General features: G+C 48.0%; 31 protein-coding genes. All 31 read left to right on the top strand.

Translation table 11 applies throughout. The features are described 5' to 3' along the window. Positions 1-50 precede the first annotated feature (50 nt). Positions 51-506: a hypothetical protein gene (locus tag DMI82_RS14475; protein ID WP_242981843.1), complete on the top strand. Its 456-nt coding sequence runs from the start codon at positions 51-53 to the stop codon at positions 504-506. Further along, positions 503-2,458, top strand: a complete 1,956-nt coding sequence (locus DMI82_RS14470; protein WP_110103685.1) for an AAA family ATPase — start codon at positions 503-505, stop codon at positions 2,456-2,458. Before DMI82_RS14475 ends, DMI82_RS14470 begins: the two co-directional genes overlap by 4 nt. Positions 2,459-2,460: 2 nt before the next feature. Then, the gene (locus tag DMI82_RS14465) at positions 2,461-2,754 is read left to right on the top strand and encodes a hypothetical protein (protein ID WP_110103684.1); all 294 of its coding nucleotides are present in this window, start codon (positions 2,461-2,463) and stop codon (positions 2,752-2,754) included. Next, the gene (locus DMI82_RS14460) at positions 2,754-2,945 is read left to right on the top strand and encodes a DUF6011 domain-containing protein (protein WP_015525409.1); all 192 of its coding nucleotides are present in this window, start codon (positions 2,754-2,756) and stop codon (positions 2,943-2,945) included. Before DMI82_RS14465 ends, DMI82_RS14460 begins: the two co-directional genes overlap by 1 nt. Positions 2,946-2,948: 3 nt before the next feature. Continuing rightward, entirely contained in the window at positions 2,949-3,989 is a 1,041-nt protein-coding gene (locus DMI82_RS14455; protein WP_110103683.1) for a recombinase RecT, read from the top strand. After that, entirely contained in the window at positions 3,979-4,680 is a 702-nt protein-coding gene (locus tag DMI82_RS14450) for an MBL fold metallo-hydrolase (protein ID WP_110103682.1), read from the top strand. Before DMI82_RS14455 ends, DMI82_RS14450 begins: the two co-directional genes overlap by 11 nt. A 14-nt stretch (positions 4,681-4,694) precedes the next feature. Beyond that, positions 4,695-5,684, top strand: coding sequence for a hypothetical protein (locus tag DMI82_RS14445; RefSeq protein WP_110103681.1), 990 nt, complete (start codon positions 4,695-4,697; stop codon positions 5,682-5,684). Then, a complete protein-coding gene (locus DMI82_RS14440) occupies positions 5,611-6,609 on the top strand; it encodes an ATP-binding protein (protein WP_110103680.1) in 999 nt (332 codons plus the stop codon). Before DMI82_RS14445 ends, DMI82_RS14440 begins: the two co-directional genes overlap by 74 nt. Beyond that, positions 6,609-6,959 (top strand): hypothetical protein, encoded by a 351-nt coding sequence (locus tag DMI82_RS14435; protein ID WP_110103679.1) that lies wholly within the window; start codon positions 6,609-6,611, stop codon positions 6,957-6,959. Before DMI82_RS14440 ends, DMI82_RS14435 begins: the two co-directional genes overlap by 1 nt. A 12-nt stretch (positions 6,960-6,971) precedes the next feature. Continuing rightward, positions 6,972-7,715: a DNA-methyltransferase gene (locus DMI82_RS14430; RefSeq protein ID WP_110103678.1), complete on the top strand. Its 744-nt coding sequence runs from the start codon at positions 6,972-6,974 to the stop codon at positions 7,713-7,715. Next, on the top strand, positions 7,699-8,070 hold the full coding sequence (locus DMI82_RS14425; protein ID WP_118629646.1) for a hypothetical protein: 372 nt from the start codon (positions 7,699-7,701) through the stop codon (positions 8,068-8,070). The genes DMI82_RS14430 and DMI82_RS14425 overlap by 17 nt, the downstream gene beginning before the upstream one ends. Continuing rightward, entirely contained in the window at positions 8,067-8,228 is a 162-nt protein-coding gene (locus DMI82_RS19850; RefSeq protein WP_158526478.1) for a hypothetical protein, read from the top strand. The genes DMI82_RS14425 and DMI82_RS19850 overlap by 4 nt, the downstream gene beginning before the upstream one ends. A gap of 127 nt (positions 8,229-8,355) precedes the next feature. Continuing rightward, positions 8,356-8,619: a hypothetical protein gene (locus tag DMI82_RS14420; RefSeq protein WP_110103676.1), complete on the top strand. Its 264-nt coding sequence runs from the start codon at positions 8,356-8,358 to the stop codon at positions 8,617-8,619. Then, on the top strand, positions 8,606-9,064 hold the full coding sequence (locus tag DMI82_RS14415; RefSeq protein WP_110103675.1) for a hypothetical protein: 459 nt from the start codon (positions 8,606-8,608) through the stop codon (positions 9,062-9,064). The genes DMI82_RS14420 and DMI82_RS14415 overlap by 14 nt, the downstream gene beginning before the upstream one ends. Then, positions 9,061-9,492, top strand: a complete 432-nt coding sequence (locus DMI82_RS14410; RefSeq protein WP_110103674.1) for a ribonuclease H family protein — start codon at positions 9,061-9,063, stop codon at positions 9,490-9,492. The genes DMI82_RS14415 and DMI82_RS14410 overlap by 4 nt, the downstream gene beginning before the upstream one ends. Continuing rightward, positions 9,482-9,937 carry a hypothetical protein gene (locus DMI82_RS14405; RefSeq protein WP_110103673.1) on the top strand — a complete coding sequence of 152 codons (456 nt, stop codon included), beginning with the start codon at positions 9,482-9,484 and terminating at the stop codon, positions 9,935-9,937. The genes DMI82_RS14410 and DMI82_RS14405 overlap by 11 nt, the downstream gene beginning before the upstream one ends. Positions 9,938-10,041: 104 nt before the next feature. Then, on the top strand, positions 10,042-10,212 hold the full coding sequence (locus DMI82_RS19845) for a hypothetical protein (protein WP_158526477.1): 171 nt from the start codon (positions 10,042-10,044) through the stop codon (positions 10,210-10,212). A 12-nt stretch (positions 10,213-10,224) separates the two neighbouring features. Next, positions 10,225-10,425 (top strand): hypothetical protein, encoded by a 201-nt coding sequence (locus DMI82_RS14395; RefSeq protein WP_110103671.1) that lies wholly within the window; start codon positions 10,225-10,227, stop codon positions 10,423-10,425. Next, the gene (locus tag DMI82_RS14390) at positions 10,422-10,970 is read left to right on the top strand and encodes a hypothetical protein (RefSeq protein WP_110103670.1); all 549 of its coding nucleotides are present in this window, start codon (positions 10,422-10,424) and stop codon (positions 10,968-10,970) included. The genes DMI82_RS14395 and DMI82_RS14390 overlap by 4 nt, the downstream gene beginning before the upstream one ends. Positions 10,971-10,983: 13 nt before the next feature. Next, entirely contained in the window at positions 10,984-11,244 is a 261-nt protein-coding gene (locus DMI82_RS14385) for a hypothetical protein (RefSeq protein WP_110103669.1), read from the top strand. A 3-nt stretch (positions 11,245-11,247) separates the two neighbouring features. Then, the gene (locus DMI82_RS14380; protein WP_110103668.1) at positions 11,248-11,523 is read left to right on the top strand and encodes a hypothetical protein; all 276 of its coding nucleotides are present in this window, start codon (positions 11,248-11,250) and stop codon (positions 11,521-11,523) included. Next, positions 11,504-11,923 (top strand): hypothetical protein, encoded by a 420-nt coding sequence (locus DMI82_RS14375; RefSeq protein WP_118629643.1) that lies wholly within the window; start codon positions 11,504-11,506, stop codon positions 11,921-11,923. The genes DMI82_RS14380 and DMI82_RS14375 overlap by 20 nt, the downstream gene beginning before the upstream one ends. A gap of 3 nt (positions 11,924-11,926) precedes the next feature. After that, a complete protein-coding gene (locus DMI82_RS14370; protein ID WP_110103666.1) occupies positions 11,927-12,577 on the top strand; it encodes a Holliday junction resolvase RecU in 651 nt (216 codons plus the stop codon). After that, positions 12,543-12,812, top strand: coding sequence for a hypothetical protein (locus tag DMI82_RS14365; protein WP_110103665.1), 270 nt, complete (start codon positions 12,543-12,545; stop codon positions 12,810-12,812). Before DMI82_RS14370 ends, DMI82_RS14365 begins: the two co-directional genes overlap by 35 nt. An 18-nt stretch (positions 12,813-12,830) precedes the next feature. Then, on the top strand, positions 12,831-13,094 hold the full coding sequence (locus DMI82_RS14360; protein ID WP_110103664.1) for a hypothetical protein: 264 nt from the start codon (positions 12,831-12,833) through the stop codon (positions 13,092-13,094). 9 nt (positions 13,095-13,103) lie between these two features. After that, positions 13,104-13,463 (top strand): hypothetical protein, encoded by a 360-nt coding sequence (locus DMI82_RS14355; protein WP_110103663.1) that lies wholly within the window; start codon positions 13,104-13,106, stop codon positions 13,461-13,463. Then, a complete protein-coding gene (locus DMI82_RS14350) occupies positions 13,463-13,786 on the top strand; it encodes a hypothetical protein (protein WP_110103662.1) in 324 nt (107 codons plus the stop codon). Before DMI82_RS14355 ends, DMI82_RS14350 begins: the two co-directional genes overlap by 1 nt. Before the next feature lie 13 nt (positions 13,787-13,799). Continuing rightward, a complete protein-coding gene (locus DMI82_RS14345; protein WP_110103661.1) occupies positions 13,800-14,021 on the top strand; it encodes a hypothetical protein in 222 nt (73 codons plus the stop codon). Positions 14,022-14,095: 74 nt separating this feature from the next. Next, positions 14,096-14,290, top strand: a complete 195-nt coding sequence (locus DMI82_RS14340) for a hypothetical protein (protein ID WP_110103660.1) — start codon at positions 14,096-14,098, stop codon at positions 14,288-14,290. Positions 14,291-14,292: 2 nt separating this feature from the next. Continuing rightward, positions 14,293-14,613 carry a hypothetical protein gene (locus DMI82_RS14335; RefSeq protein ID WP_110103659.1) on the top strand — a complete coding sequence of 107 codons (321 nt, stop codon included), beginning with the start codon at positions 14,293-14,295 and terminating at the stop codon, positions 14,611-14,613. Continuing rightward, entirely contained in the window at positions 14,603-15,103 is a 501-nt protein-coding gene (locus DMI82_RS14330; RefSeq protein ID WP_110103658.1) for a hypothetical protein, read from the top strand. Before DMI82_RS14335 ends, DMI82_RS14330 begins: the two co-directional genes overlap by 11 nt. The last annotated feature ends 66 nt before the right edge of the window (positions 15,104-15,169 follow it).

Raw genomic sequence — 15,169 nt, 5'->3', positions numbered from 1 at the left:
TATCAAATAACCGCTTGTGCTTATTATAGCATGAGAGAAAGGAATCGTAAATGAGCAAAATTATTAAGGTTAGCACAGATTTAGAAGTTACTGTACATGATTTTCCACAGGGAAACATGAGAGAACAAAATCGAGCATTGTATGAGCTGATCGGGAACGGGTGCGACATGATCGAGCACGTTATGCCGGTAAGACTGTACAACGAGCTGGGACACAGCAACCACGTAAAAAGAAGCAATAGCAAGTGCGTGAGCATGTTGATCGACGAGGAGGGACTGCTCAAGGACAATGAGGCAAACCTGATCGGCAGCTATTTGTACGGAGTTGACCAGCATGGCCAGCGGATTGTTGGGAACGTGCTTTTTGTTACGGATGTGTACGAGGGCGACGGGATCAGCTTCACAGGCATTGAGCCGGAGACATTTGAAAAGCTGCATGAACAACTGAAAAATATGGCGGTGGCCATGAAAGCGACCGTGCAGAGCATGAAAGGAGCTAAGGCATGAAGATATTGAAAATGAGACTGGAAAACTTCCAGGGCGTGAAAGAACTGGAAATTGACCCGCAGGGCGAAAGCAGCGCGATCTATGGCGACAACGGAACCGGTAAGAGCACCGTATACAACGCTTTTACCTGGCTGATGTACGGCAAGCCGAGCACCACAGAAAAGAACTACACACCAAAAACCACCGGCAGCCATAACCTGCACCATAGCGTGGAAATGACCGTGGAACTGGCAGACGGTTCGGAAATGGTACTGAAAAAAGATTACCACGAAGTTTACAAGACCATTAAAGGAAACCCGCAGCCAGTGTTATCCGGACACACAACAGATTACAGCATGGACGGGGTACCGGTAAGCGAAACCCAGTTTAAAAAGAATCTGCTGGAAATTTACCATGATGAAGAACTGGCAAAGATGCTGACCTCTTACAACTACTTTTTGGAAAACATGAAAGTAGCAGACCGCCGCAAAATCCTGTTACAGGTGTGCGGGGATGCGGATTTTAATGAGGTTATTGAGAGCCAGGGCGATCTGTTGAGAGAACTTCCGGAAATGCTCCGCAAGCCTGGAAAGGCAGAAAATTATTATACCGTGGACGAATACAGAGCCATTGCTGCAAAGGAAAAGAACCTGACAGACAAAGAACTGGACGACATCCCGCAGCGTATTGACGAGGCAGAGAAAGCAAAGCCGGACGTTACGGGCCTGGATGCACAGACCATTGACAACACCATGGCAGAGATTAAAGAGAAGCGCCGGGAACTGGAAAGCCAGAGGGCTGCCAGAGAATCCGGAGCGACAACAACCATCCGACAGCAGATCGCAGAACTGGAAAGCCAGAGAGCTGCCGGAGAGGCCAAACATGCGAGAGCAGAAGCCGAGGCAAACAAAGGAGCCTACGAGCGGATCAGCAACCTCCGCTATATGGCAAGTACCATTGAAACGGATATCATGCACACCGAGCAGGACAGGCGCGAGCATGAAAACGAAATCCAGCGCCTGAACCGCAGAAGAGAGCAGCTCCTGGCGGAGTGGAATGAGGAAAACGAAAAGGAATGGACCGGATCGGAGATTTGCCCGACATGCGGCCAGCAGCTTCCAGCAGAGCAAATTGAGGAAGCAAAGGAAAACTTCAATACAGCCAAGGCACAGAACCTGGAAACAATTAACAAGCGCGGCATGACAGAGTGCAGCAGCGGCATGATTAAGAAAGAGCAGGACGAAATTGAAGCCCTGGACGCTCGCCTGGTGGAACTGAAAGAGAAGAAAGCAGAAACAGCGCAGAACCTGGCAACAGCTGAAAAAGCGGTACTTGCAACAACGGACTATAAGGACACAGCCGAGTACAGACAGTTTACAGAGCAGATTGAGAGCCTGCAGGAGAAACTGAAAGATGCCAGAGCGGCAGCTGCTGAGGCAGACAATGTGCTGAGCGGACAGCTGAAAGAACTGGACGAGAGTCTGGAAGCTGAACAGAGCAAAAAGGCACAGCTGGCAATGGTTAAGAAACAGGACGAGAGAATCACCCAGCTGGAAAAGAAAGAGCAGGAACTGGCAGCGAAATATGAGCAGCTTCAGAAAGGCATTTACCTTTGCGAGCAGTTTGTAAAAGCGAAAACAAAGCTCCTGGACGAGAAAATCAACAGCCGCTTTAAAACCTTGCGTTTCCGGTTGTTTATCGAACAGCAGAACGGCGGCATTGCAGACGATTGTGAGGCCCTGGTACCTTGTAAAACTGGCCTGGTGCCATTTAAGAGCGCGAACAACGCAGCACGTATCAATGCAGGTCTGGAACTGATTGACACGTTGGCCGAGTATTACGGCGTAGAGCTTCCGGTCTTTGTGGACAATGCAGAGTCTGTTACAAAGCTGACACAGACACAGACACAGGTTATCCGCCTGGTGGTATCCGAACCAGACAAGACCCTGAGATTTGAGAGAGGAGACAAGTGAGCATGACAAGAGTACACCCGCAGTTTTTAATGAATGGTTTTAAGAAAGCCGTAGAAAAGCAGGATTTTGGAGAGTTTAACAAGGAATTAACTAACGGCATGAATTACTGGACAAACCTGTTTAATACAGAGGTTGGAGCACTGGATCCGGACGAGGCGCCGCTGATCATTGCCGCACTGGAAGAACTGGCGAGCACCTACAAGAAAACGGTACCTGGCGCAGGAAATATTGCAGATACTTTCCGCAAGAACACGAAAAGCATTGTGTTTATGACGAAAGTACCGAAAGGCAACTAATGGACGGCGAAATTTTTACAATCCGTGCCCGCAGGTGTAAGCGGTGCGGCAGACTCCTGACCAGCGCGGAAGCAGTAGAAAAAGGGTATGGTTGCCAGTGCGCTGCAAAGGCACAAGCTGAGGAAGATGAAAAGAAACCAATACCCGGACAAATGACCTTTGACGATTTATTTAAGAATATGGAGGAGTAGAACATGGCAAACGAAATGACAGTACAGAAAACGGAGAGCCTGAGCAACAGCGAGGCATTTACAAACAAGGTTTTAAAGGAGTTCGGCAGCAATGTGGCCGGAAACATTCAGGTAACTGATTACCAGAGACAGCTGATCCAGGGATATTTTATCGCAACTGACAGAGCATTAAAGATGGCTGAGGAGAAGCGCGTAAGCAAGAATGAAAATAACAAGGATCACAAGTGGGACAATCCGGATCCGATCAACTGGAACACGGTAGACCTGAACGCCCTGGCGCTGGATGTTGTGCACTATGCTCGCATGGGCCTGGACATGATGCAGGACAACCACCTGAGTGCTATCCCGTTTAAAGATAACAATCGCTTATCCAGAACCGGCACAAAGATGTACGTGGTCAACCTGATGCCTGGATATAACGGAATCCAGTATATTGCTGAAAAGTACGCGCTGGAAAAGCCGGTATCCGTTACTGTAGAGCTGGTTTACAGCACAGACACCTTTAAGCCACTGAAAAAGAACCGTGAAAACCGCATTGAAAGCTATGATTTTGAAATTAACAACGCATTTGACCGCGGGCAGATCGTTGGAGGATTTGGCTATATTGAGTATGAGGAACCGACTAAGAACAAGCTGATCATTATGACCCTGAAAGATATTTTAAAACGTAAGCCGGAAAAGGCTTCCGGAGAGTTTTGGGGAGGTAAGAAAACAGCCTGGGAGAAAGGCCAGAAAGTGGAAGTTGAAACAGAGGGCTGGTTTGAAGAAATGTGTCTCAAGACCGTAAAGCGTGAGGTTTACAGTGCCAAGAACATGCCAAGGGACCCGAAAAAGATTGACGACGCCTATGAGTACATGCGTATGCAGGAGATCAGACTGGCACAGATGGAAACCCAGGAAGTGATCGACGCGGAAGCCAACCAGGTTGTTATTGATACGGAAGCCCAGCAAAGCCGCAGGCGCAGCCACAGCCTGCACGTAACACCACGGCAGCGCGTAGCACAGCAACCCGCGCAGCAGGACCGACGTTTTAATGCTGATTAACCCTATTGCATCCGGCAGCAGCGGCAACGCCTATTACATAAGCGACGGGCAAAGCAGTTTGTTGTTGGATGCGGGGATCCCGCTGGCACAGATACAGGCCGGATGTGGTTATAAAGTGTCGCAGTTGAGTGGCTGCCTTGTGACACATGGCCACGGGGATCATGTAAAAGCAGCAAAAGCCCTGGCAAGAATGGGCGTAAACATTTACACCAGCCAGGGAACTGCAGACATGGCAAACCTAACCGGGCACCGAATTTGCACGGTGCGAGCACTGGAAAGCTTCCGTGCAGGTACATTTGAGGTACTTCCCTTTGATGTTGAGCACGACGTACCGGAGCCACTGGGGTTCCTGATCCGGAGCACAGCGACCGGGGAAAAGGTGCTGTATTTTACTGATACGGTTTATATCAAATACACCTTTATAGGCTTGACTCACATAATGATGGAAGCCAATTACGACCCTGAGACAATAGAGCAGAACGTAAAAGAGGGCCGCATACATGCTGCCAGAGCCAAAAGAACAATAGGCTCGCACATGAGTATTGAAACAGTTATAAAAACGCTGGAATCGTTTGATTTAAGTAGGTTGCAGCAGGTTTACCTGTTACACCTAAGCAATGATAACAGCCAGGCCGCAGACTTCAAGCGGCGCGTGCAGGCCCTGACAGGCAAAGAAGTGTACTTGTGCTAAAGGAGGTCTGAACAATGGCAAGAGCAAGGAACATTAAGCCGGGATTTTTCGACAATGAAATCCTGGGAGAACTGCCGGCATTAACCCGCCTATTATTTATTGGCTTGTGGTGCCTGGCAGACCGTGAGGGGCGGCTGCAAGACCGCCCTAAGCGGATAAAAAAGGAGCTGCTGGGCTATGATGATGTGACTGCAGATGATGTTGACACCATGCTGCAGCAGCTGAACGACAACGGATTTATACAGCGATACGAGATCGCAGGAGAGCAATACATACAGGTAACAAACTTCTTGAAACACCAGAATCCACACTGCAAAGAGCAGGCGAGTGTAATACCTGCACCAGATGGCGAGGATATGGGCCTAGGCGTTGTGGCGGAAATCCACGTAAAAGGGCGCACGGGAACAGCTGGAAACAGCCAAGACCTCCGGACTTATCAGACCGAAAAAGAGCAGGAAAACACAAAAACACCATGCAAGCACGGTGCAAGTACAGTGCAAGCACCAGAAAAGCATAGAAGTTGCCCGGCTGATTCTCTGATTCCTGATTCTCTGATTCCTGATTCTAAAAACCATACGGTCGTTGCTGAGCAGCCGACCGCCCCGGAACCAGAGGACATTGACAGCGAGGAAGAGACAAAGCCAGCAAAGAAACAGCAGCAAAGCCCTGACTGGAAAACGGCCAAGACAGCCCTGGAAAAGAGCTTTTGCATGTTTTGGGACGCTTTTCCGGCAGTGCGAAAGAGAGCCAAGCCGGCATGTTGGCGGAAGTGGAAAACAATCAAGCCAGACGAGGCCATGGCCGCACATATACTGCACGCTGTTGAGGTGTGCAAGCAGAGCAGCGACTGGAAACGCGGGTATGTGCCTATGCCGCTGACCTGGTTGAATCAAGGACGCTGGGAGGATATAAGCGAGGAGGTAAGCGTAAATGAGCACAGCAACAATGGCAGCAATGCCGCAGGAAGCCATACAGCAGGGTTCCACACAGCCGGAGACTACTAAGCCGGACAAGTACAGCATAAGCACTACGGAAGCCCTGAGAGAGGGGTACAGCGTGCCGGAGTCGGTACCGGAAACAGCTAGTTGCAAGTATTGTGGCAGAAAGCTGGAATATTACGGCCTGGTTAGCCCGGTAGCGCCGCGACATGTGATCGTGTGGAAGAGCCGCCCGGAGCGCTGTACATGCAGCAAGGCGCAGGACTTCTGGAAAGACTGGGACGCAAAGGAAGAGGCTCGCAAGGCAGCTGAGGCGGAGCAGAAAGCCAGGGAGGAAGAAATGCAACGGTTCCGCAGCATGATGGAACGCAGCGGCATGAAAGCAAGATTCCAGAACAGACGTTTTGAGAATTTTGTACAGGACACCCAGGGGCGCCGCCAGGCATACACACAGGCAAAGAAGTACGCCGACAACTTCCAGCGTATGCGCCCGGTTAAGAACGACCGCAACCACGTAACGCCACCGGAGATCGAGCGCAACGGTCTGTTTATGGCCGGTGGGTACGGTACCGGAAAAACCCACCTGGCAGCGGCTATTGCAAACCAGCTGATCAGCCAGGGAACGGCCTGCATCTGCATGACCATGATCGACCTGCTGGACAGGATCCGGGAAACCTACAAGGCAGCTGGCAGCGACGTAGACGAAGCATACATCCTGAGCCAGTACGAGGACGTACCACTCCTGATCATTGACGACATAGGCAGCGAGCAGCTGACTGAGTGGGGCGTGAGCAAGATATTTGCCATTATAAACGCCAGGTATGAGGGCTATATGCCGACGATTATCACGACAAATTACAGCGGCCCGGAGCTGGTGCAGCGCATGACTCCGGAGAGCGGAGACAGCAGGAACGCAGAGAAAACCCTGGACCGCCTGAAAGAAACATGCGTCGGGATTGATATGACGTGGGAGAGCTGGAGGTCGAAATAATGGGAATCAATTTAAGAGACAAGCCGGTTGCAGAAATGGGTATGTGTGAACTGGCATATAACGATTGTTATGTTAAAGGCAAACAAGCAATGTATAGAAATTACAGCGTGGACATGCCAGCCAGGGAACTAATAAGAGCAGTATACCAGAGTCGTAACGTGGGTATGCCGCGTGAGTTTTGGGGGAATGACGAAGTATTTGACGAAATAATGATGGATAACTTGCAATACGGCTATGACACGTTTGACGGGTTAATGGCAATGCTTTATCAGCAGATATGGTCCAAGGCAGAAATGAGAGAGGTACTGCTGAAAGTACAGAAAGGCCAGAATATAAAAACACTGGTTTAGGAGCCGAGAACAATGAGCAAAGCAACATTATTGCAAGGCGATTGCATGGAACTTATGAGCCGGATCCCGGACGGCAGTATTGACATGGTACTGAGTGATTTACCGTATGGCACAACACGCTGCCGGTGGGACACTCCGATCAACCTGCAGGAGTTATGGAAGCAGTACCGGCGAGTGGTAAAGGAAAACGGCGCCATTGTACTTTTTAGCGCACAACCTTTTACCACGGAGCTGATCAGCAGCAACAAGGCCATGTACCGCTATGAATGGATATGGAAAAAAACACAGCCCAGCGGATTTATGAACGCCAAGAAAATGCCACTGAGGACCCACGAAAACATAGAAATATTTTACCGGAAGCCGCCGACCTATAACCCGCAAATGACGCACGGGCACCAGAGAAAGACAGCGACGGCATACGGAACCAGGGAATCGGACGGCAGCAGCTGTTATGGCCGGGAGGAAAGAAACTATACATACGACTCCACGGACCGGTATCCGGTGGATGTGCTGCAATACAGCACCGGGGACAAGACCAAGCGCCTACACCCGACACAGAAGCCCGTGGACCTGCTGGAATACCTGGTCAAGACCTACACGAACCCAGGAGAGACAGTCCTGGACAACTGCATGGGAGCTGGAAGCACCGGCGTTGCCTGCATGAATACTGGGCGGGAATTTGTAGGGATAGAGCTGGATCCAGAATATTACCAGATTGCAAAAGAAAGGATTGAGCAGCATGAGCCAAGGAAGTAACAGAATAAGCAATTCCATTGAAATGAACGCAGCAGTTGTGGAATTGCTTGAGGATGTAATGAAAGAAAATGACGGCAAAGAGGGAAAAGAAAATGTGATTTTTTCGCAGAAAGCAAAAACGCTGGTAAAGGAAATTGCAGATTTTTCCAGACATACAAGGATTTACCGAGAAGCAGAAGCACGGCGGGAAGAATTCCGAAATGAGACAAAAGACGCAACACCAGCACTGATATATGGTTATTTGCTGGATAGAGTAGTAAATGCCCCTACAATGCTTCATGCAAGTGGCAGTGTTATTTTGCTGATACCGCGGCTTGACGAGCTACTGAACGGAACGGAGGAATCACAGAAATGAAATATAAAGTTGAGTTTGCTGAGTTTCACAAGATCGAGGTGGAAGCGGACAGCAAGAAAGAAGCAGAAGAAAAAGCAGCCGTTATGGATGACGAGGACATACTGAACCATAGCGTTGAGAACACCGGCATGGTCGTGTGGGATGTTAGGGAGGCATAAAAGTGACAGAATACGAGAAAAACAGAAAGAAAATTGAACAGTACAGAAAGCGTAGCAACACCTGGTTGCTGAAAAAGTTGTGTGACCTGATGGAATGGGTCAACGAGAAAATTAAGGAGTGAGAGCCATGGGAGAAGAAAAGAGCCGTGATATTACCGGCATTACAGTGAGATACAGCGACGGCAGCACAAAGGAAATTCAAAGCGGGTGTTGCGTGGACCTGGAAAAGGGCAGCGACGATTTATCAGTTGAAATGCTGAACGTGAAACCGTTTGACCTGGTACGCCTGGCATACGGCCTGGTGGCCGCGGTGCAGCGCCTGGGAATGAGAGACGAGCTCGAACAGTATGCAGACGGAGTCGGAGAGGTGGAGGACAATGAAACGGTATAGATGTACGGAAAAAGTTAATTGTGATCAAGCACTGGAAGCTATGAAAGATGGCGTAAATATTATTGAGTTAAGAGAAAAATATGCCAAACGCGAAGTTTTTGAGGAATTTATTAACTCTATGGAATATGAAAAACCGTATTATTTACAACTTGATAAGAGCGTTTTTACTGATGGTTATTCAAAACATCTGGCGGTTGACTTGAAATACCGAGAAGCCACCCAGCAGGAAAAAGATCTGGAACGGGCGGTCAGATTTTACGAAGCGTTTCAAAGCTATGTTTATCGAAGCAGAAACAAGTATTGCCAAGAGAAACGAGGCAGAGGACTGGCGGGATATATGGTTGACATGAAAATAACAGTCCCCCTGGGGATTGATTTAAACGAAGTTATGGAAAAACTGAGTGAAGAGTGGGAACAAACATTCAGAGAAAAAGGAGAAGAATGAGCGATAAAATAACCGTTTACACCGACGGCTCCGCCCTGAGCAACGGTCGCCCTGGTTCCGGATGCGGTTGGGCCTGCAAGCTGATGTATAAAGGCCAGGCTCGCATGAAGTCCGGCGGAGCGATAGGAGAAACTAACAACCGTATGGAAATGCAGGCGGTTTTGGAAGCTATGAAAAGCATAACTGATAAAACGATACCGGTTGAGGTGTATTCAGATAGCAACTATGTGGTGGAAACCATGAACGGGCGTTTTGCCATGAAGAAAAACCGAGACCTATGGCGGAAACTTATGAGGGAACGTCAGAAATTTGCAAGCATCCGGTTTATATGGGTAAAGGGCCACGACAAGAACAAACACAACAATGATGTAGATCGCCAGGCGGTGGCAGAATCCCGGAAGATATTGGAGGCGCAGAGTGATAGATAGGGAAATAACGGAATACATTCCGAGAATTATTACAAGAACACAAGATAAAAAGCACGCGGAATGCGGGGATGTTGTAACACCGAATGATGAATTTAACCCAATGCTTGTGTTAAACACATATTTAGAACCACGATTTTTAGAAATGTACGAAGAGGGACAAATAAGCAGGGACTATCTCCACAACATTGGGACAGGATATATTGACGCAGTCGGAATGGACGGGGTTGTTATACGACTCCAATATTATGAATACGCAATCCTTGAACAAAACAAAAATGCGGAAAAACTTAAAGATGAAATTACCAAGAAATGGGAGTGCGAGAACATTACATACAAGGTCATGCAAAGACTAGAAGCCAAGAAAATACAAAAGCAAGAAAAGGCAGGAACTAATAGTAACGCATGGGCGGACAGGATTAGGGAAAGATTCATGAGGGTGGTGTGAGTTTGAAAGCAGAGGAATTTGTAAAGACATTTACCAAAGAGGAAATCCTGGACGCGCTTTTTTGCAAGAAATGTCTGAATGAAAGAGCGACAAGAAACTTATGTGTGGCACTGTTTGAAGAGAAAAGCGACAGGCTGCTCAAAAAAATGGAACAAAGCACATCCGGACAAAAACCGAAAAGTTTACGAGAATTTATGCAGCAGCAGGAAAACTTTGAAAAATTAGACAGACAGCAGGAAAAGTTGAGTAAAAACTTTGATTCGCTTGAATGGTAGGAGGTGTGGCAGATGAACAAAATCGAGGCTGTGAGATACCTGAAAGAGCAGGGAAAAGACGCTGAGCTGATTGACGGTGTTGTAATGCTAACCACCACAAAGACCGGCGCAGTAGTAGAAAAAGAGTTTAAAGCAATGAAAAAGGACCTGAGCGCAGCCGGGTACAATGGCAGCGTCGGGATCCGGAGCAGAGGACAGGGGGCAGGAGAATGACCAGAGCAGAAACAACAAAGTTTCTCGGCCAGCTACTGATCGGCCAGTATTTTTCCAAGTTTGGAAACCACTGGGCCAGTGAGGTAAGTGTGGATCCGTGGAGCGCAAAGGGGAAACGGGTTGATTTTATGCAGTTTTCGCCAGGGGACCAGATGTCCATATCCGGAATAGAAAAAGGCATATTTACCTGTTACGAGGTAAAGAGCTGCAAGGAAGATGTTTACAGCGGGAACGGGCTGAACTTCCTGGGAGAGAAAAACTATATTGTAACAACAATGGAGTGCTACAAAGACATTTTGCCAGATTTAAGAGGCAGCAAGTTTCACAAGCATTTGCAAGAGTGTTTCCCAGAATCTTCCAGCTATTTCGGCATAATGGTTGCTATACCGGAATGGCGAAAAGCAACAGAGGAGTTTGAGGATCCGACCCCATTAGATAGCAACACGCAGAACTGGAAACTGGCGGTTATTTTACCGTGCAGGCCAGGACCGCGGCGCAGATCAATGACAGAACTGCTGTTTTGCATGTTGCGGAGCGGACATTGAGGAGGAAGAACTATTGACAACAATAATTTTTATTTTAGAACTGGCCGCCCTGGCTGTTCTGATCATATGCGGGGCGTTGCTACTTTTGGATGCAGGAAGCAAGAAAAAGCGGCCAGAGGATGAACCGGACCGGGCGGAGGAATGGCTAAAACCACCGGAACACATAAATTGCAGGTGCAGCATATATTACCCGCTGGATAAGAAAAGAAAATGCAAGAGGCGGCCAAAAGGCCAGACTGGCCGGAAGCACCCGAAAGGGAAAAGGGAGGTCTGAGTTATGGAATACACAAAGACAGTAACAGTAAAACGTACATACAACGTGGAATTTTTCCCGGACGCGTTTGACTGTACCGTGGGCGAATTTATACAGCAGCGCGAACGCCTGGGGATTCCCACACAGGGGTTTAAAACCTGTTTCATTTGTGGCCGGCATTTGGCCATGAACAGAATACCGATTGTGATCAGCGTATCCGGAAAAGGAAACCGGTTCGCGTGTGATAAATGTTATGAAAAAAGCCAGAGGGAGAAAGAACATGAAAAAACAGAGTTGTAGAATGACACAGCAGGAGCGAGAAACGCACAGGGAAGCCACTAAGCTCCGTAAAATGACAGACCAGCAGCTGGTTGATTATGTGAATAACCAGAAAGAACAGGCGGGGCCAGCTAAAGACCAGGAGGCCGTACATAAGGCAGAAATCGAAGAGTTGGAGGCGGAGGTCGCTAAGTACAAAGCAAAAGCCAACAAAGCGGAAGCAGAGGCCAGAAAAAATGCAGAAAATGCAGTAAAGGCCATTAAGGGCAAAAGCACCGGAGGAAAAGCAGCGGTTGAGCGATTCCTCCAGGAGCTGAAAAAAAAGACCGGATCCGGCAATGGAATCGGCAACGGTACAATTTTTAAATTAAAGAGAATCCTGGACACAATGCCGGACGATTTCGCAGAAAAGGAGGCGTGATCCATGGCATGGGATTCTGGTACATACAGGAGGGACGCCAGCAAGGCGAACCGCGGCAAACCATTTGAGGATTTTATCAATTTTGCAAATGAGAAATACCAGGCCAAAGGTATAGCAGTCATGCACAAGGTCCCCACGGAGTTTATACCGCTCCGCGGGGCGCATGGCCAAGTTGCAAACTGCAAGGTAGATCGCAAGAGTTGTGTGGATTATTTGGGTCGTTTCCGGGACATTCCAGTTGCGGTCGAGGCAAAGCACACCCAGGGAGCTAGAATTGATTTCTCGGCCGTCCAGGACCACCAGGCGGAGTATTTAGACGCATGGATGGAGGGAGAGGGCAGGCAACTTGCTTTTGTGGCCGTAAGTTTTGGCATGAATCGGTTTTTTATGGTGCCGTGGAGCTTCTGGAAAGCAGCTCGCGATTGTTGGGAGAGACACAAGAAAACAAAGCAAAAAGAAATTGCCATTGTGCAGCAGTATGGGTGGACCTGGGAGACACCGGGAACAGCCAGCGCAAAGGCAGAAGATTTGCTTCCAGACTGGGAAGTTGATACAGGCGGTTTTTATGGCCTCCAGTACCTGCAAATAATTGACAAAATAGCAGGAGGAGAAACGAAAAATGAGAACAGAGGACCAGGTAATAACACAATTTAACATGAGATTAATCCGGGCAGTGATGCCACAGGGGGCGCCTATGATAGTCGTGTATGAGGATCCGAAAGACTATCCGGGTCTTTTTGTGGCACGCCTGTTTGATGGCCAGAAAAGTACGCACCTGATAGCCCTGGCGGACACATTAGAGGACATAAGAGAGGCAAAGCCGGAGCGGATGCGGATCGTAAAACGGATAGAACAGGACAGCCTGCAAATTGTGGAAGCCTGGCTCTAACAGAAAGGAGCAGCAAGCATGAGAAAAAAGGCAGCGGGAATATTAAAAGCAGTCTGGACGATTGTGATCAGCGTTGCACTGATCAGCGCAGGCCTGATGTGTCTGAGCCTGCAAAAGCAGGTAGAGGAGCTGAGCAGATTACCAAAAAACGTGCTGGTCTATGATCGGAGCCGCAAAGAAATTGTTGAGTATTACGGCACTCCGGAGAAAATTGGCAACAGCCTGGTATTGCACGACGCAAACATCCTGAATATTGAGGATGTAAGCCACCTGGTAGAGTAGGAGGCAGCTATGGGAAGAAAAGAACGCAGAGCCAAGGAACGACAAGAGAGAAAAGAAAGTATCCGCATGACGCCGGACCGTATTTATGAACTGAAACAGAAAACGGCCAATGAAGCTGTCCGGAGAGTACAGGAGATTGAAAAAGGCAAGGAAAAGCAGCGAGCGGAGACTACTCTGGACATGCTTCTCCTGTTCGGCATGACATACCTGCATGAGCAGAAAGGATGGGGAAAGCAGCGCCTGGAAAATTATTATGATGGCTGCATGAAGCTGTTGAAAGAATTTGAGGCAGGCGAACACATGATCAAGAGTCTCCGGGACAAGCTGGTGGAAGAAACAAAGATAAACCTGGTGGAGGTAAAAGAGTAATGGAAGAAAGTCAAGAATCAAAAGACGTTATAATACCGTTGCTGATGCTTATGAATATGCCGGAAGAGACTATTTGTGAGTTGTTCAGAACGGAAAAAACAAGGCCAGCAATATCCGTAGGGCTAAGACTTTTTATTGTGGAGGATGCTTTTATGGAATATTCAGAAATGCCATTGACGAAACAAAAGGGAACAATAAACCCTTTTTGGGAAATAAAGCACGATACGAAAATAATCCACATTAAGTTACGAGAGATACATACACCCGCAAGTGAAGCGACGTATCAAAATAGTGAAATGACATTAGTATTACGCAGACCGTAGAGAGGGTATAAAAATGGGCGAAAAAGTGAGCAGAAACGCAGAGGGCTATCCAGATCCAACATTCGGAGGAGCCTGGGGGAACATGCGCAGGGAAGAAAAACAGCGAGAAGCTGAACGCATGGCAAAAATAAACGATCTTATACCGGTAATGAAGCAGACAGCTGAGCTTGCTGGTTTTGAGGTTGTAGGCCGGATCACACTGAGAGACAAAGGAACCGGCAAAGAATACAGATAGGGTGCTATTCTAAAATCCAAAATATATCACACAATAAGACACAGGCAGCGCAAGCTGCCTGGGAAAGGAGCCGGATGAAAGAGCCGTTTTATTATACTGAGGGCGCAGAAATTGAAATGTTTATAGATGGGAAATGGACCCGCGGCAAGGTTGTAAACGGGTACCGATTCCGTGATGGGCTTATAACCATGGAAACAGCAGAGGGGCGCCGTGTGTGGTGCGGAGAAGCTTCAGGAGCATGGAGAGAGCCGGAAAGGAGCAGCAGTTGAGCATGGGAGAAATTATTGATCGCATGGCACAGGACACAGAAAGCCATGAACCAAAGGACACAAGACAGAGGTATAAAGGAATTTGCCCGGTGTGTGGGAAAGAAAACTGGATCTGCAAAAGCCTGGCAATGGAGATGGGAATCAATACCGGCGTAGGCAGGTGCCTGGGGTGCGATACATTTTTGCACATTACATACAATCCGGAACGGCAGGAAATGGACCTGGAAAGGTTCGAGGACTACCAGAACAGCAAGAAAGCCCGCGACGATGTGGACAAGATAGCAGGAAACGTGGGATACGGAGGACAGGACAATGCAGAATAGATATTTTTATCAAAGAATGAAACACTTTGTGGAAGAATTGTCTTGCCGTTACTTCGGCCAGCCGTTTAATATCTGGACCACAAGCGCAATGGAGGACGACATCCGCCGTGAAGTAAAAACACAATACCCGCTTTTTTATGAGAACGCGCACATTGCTGGAAGAGAAATCCATATAAGTAGCGAATTTTTCAAGAAATACGCAGTAGCAATGATGTTTTTACCATGTATGTTTACAGTGAAAGAGTGCTATTTTTATGATCTTTACATTGATAACGTACCGGTTGGAATGATTAGCTTTAAGAAGAACCTAGACCCATGCAACTACGGCTACATAGTAACAGTGAATCCGTTTGAAATGTGTGAGTTTGTAAAAAAAGCGTTTGAGCAGGCCATGGAAGAAGTTGCAGAACTTCCGGAAATCCCACCGGCCGAACAAGTAAGGATTGCTATGAATTATGGTGAGGTAAAAAGGCATGAGAAAAAAGATTGAAGAAAAAATCAGTGATTGGAGAATTTGGCGGTGTCAAAGAAAAATATTAAAAAGGCACGCTTATGT

Origin of the sequence: Blautia sp. BCRC 81119 (assembly GCF_003184505.1) — a bacterium.
Taxonomy (GTDB): Bacteria; Bacillota; Clostridia; order Lachnospirales; family Lachnospiraceae; genus Blautia_A; species Blautia_A fusiformis.
This window is presented reverse-complemented; position numbering and strand designations above follow the sequence as displayed.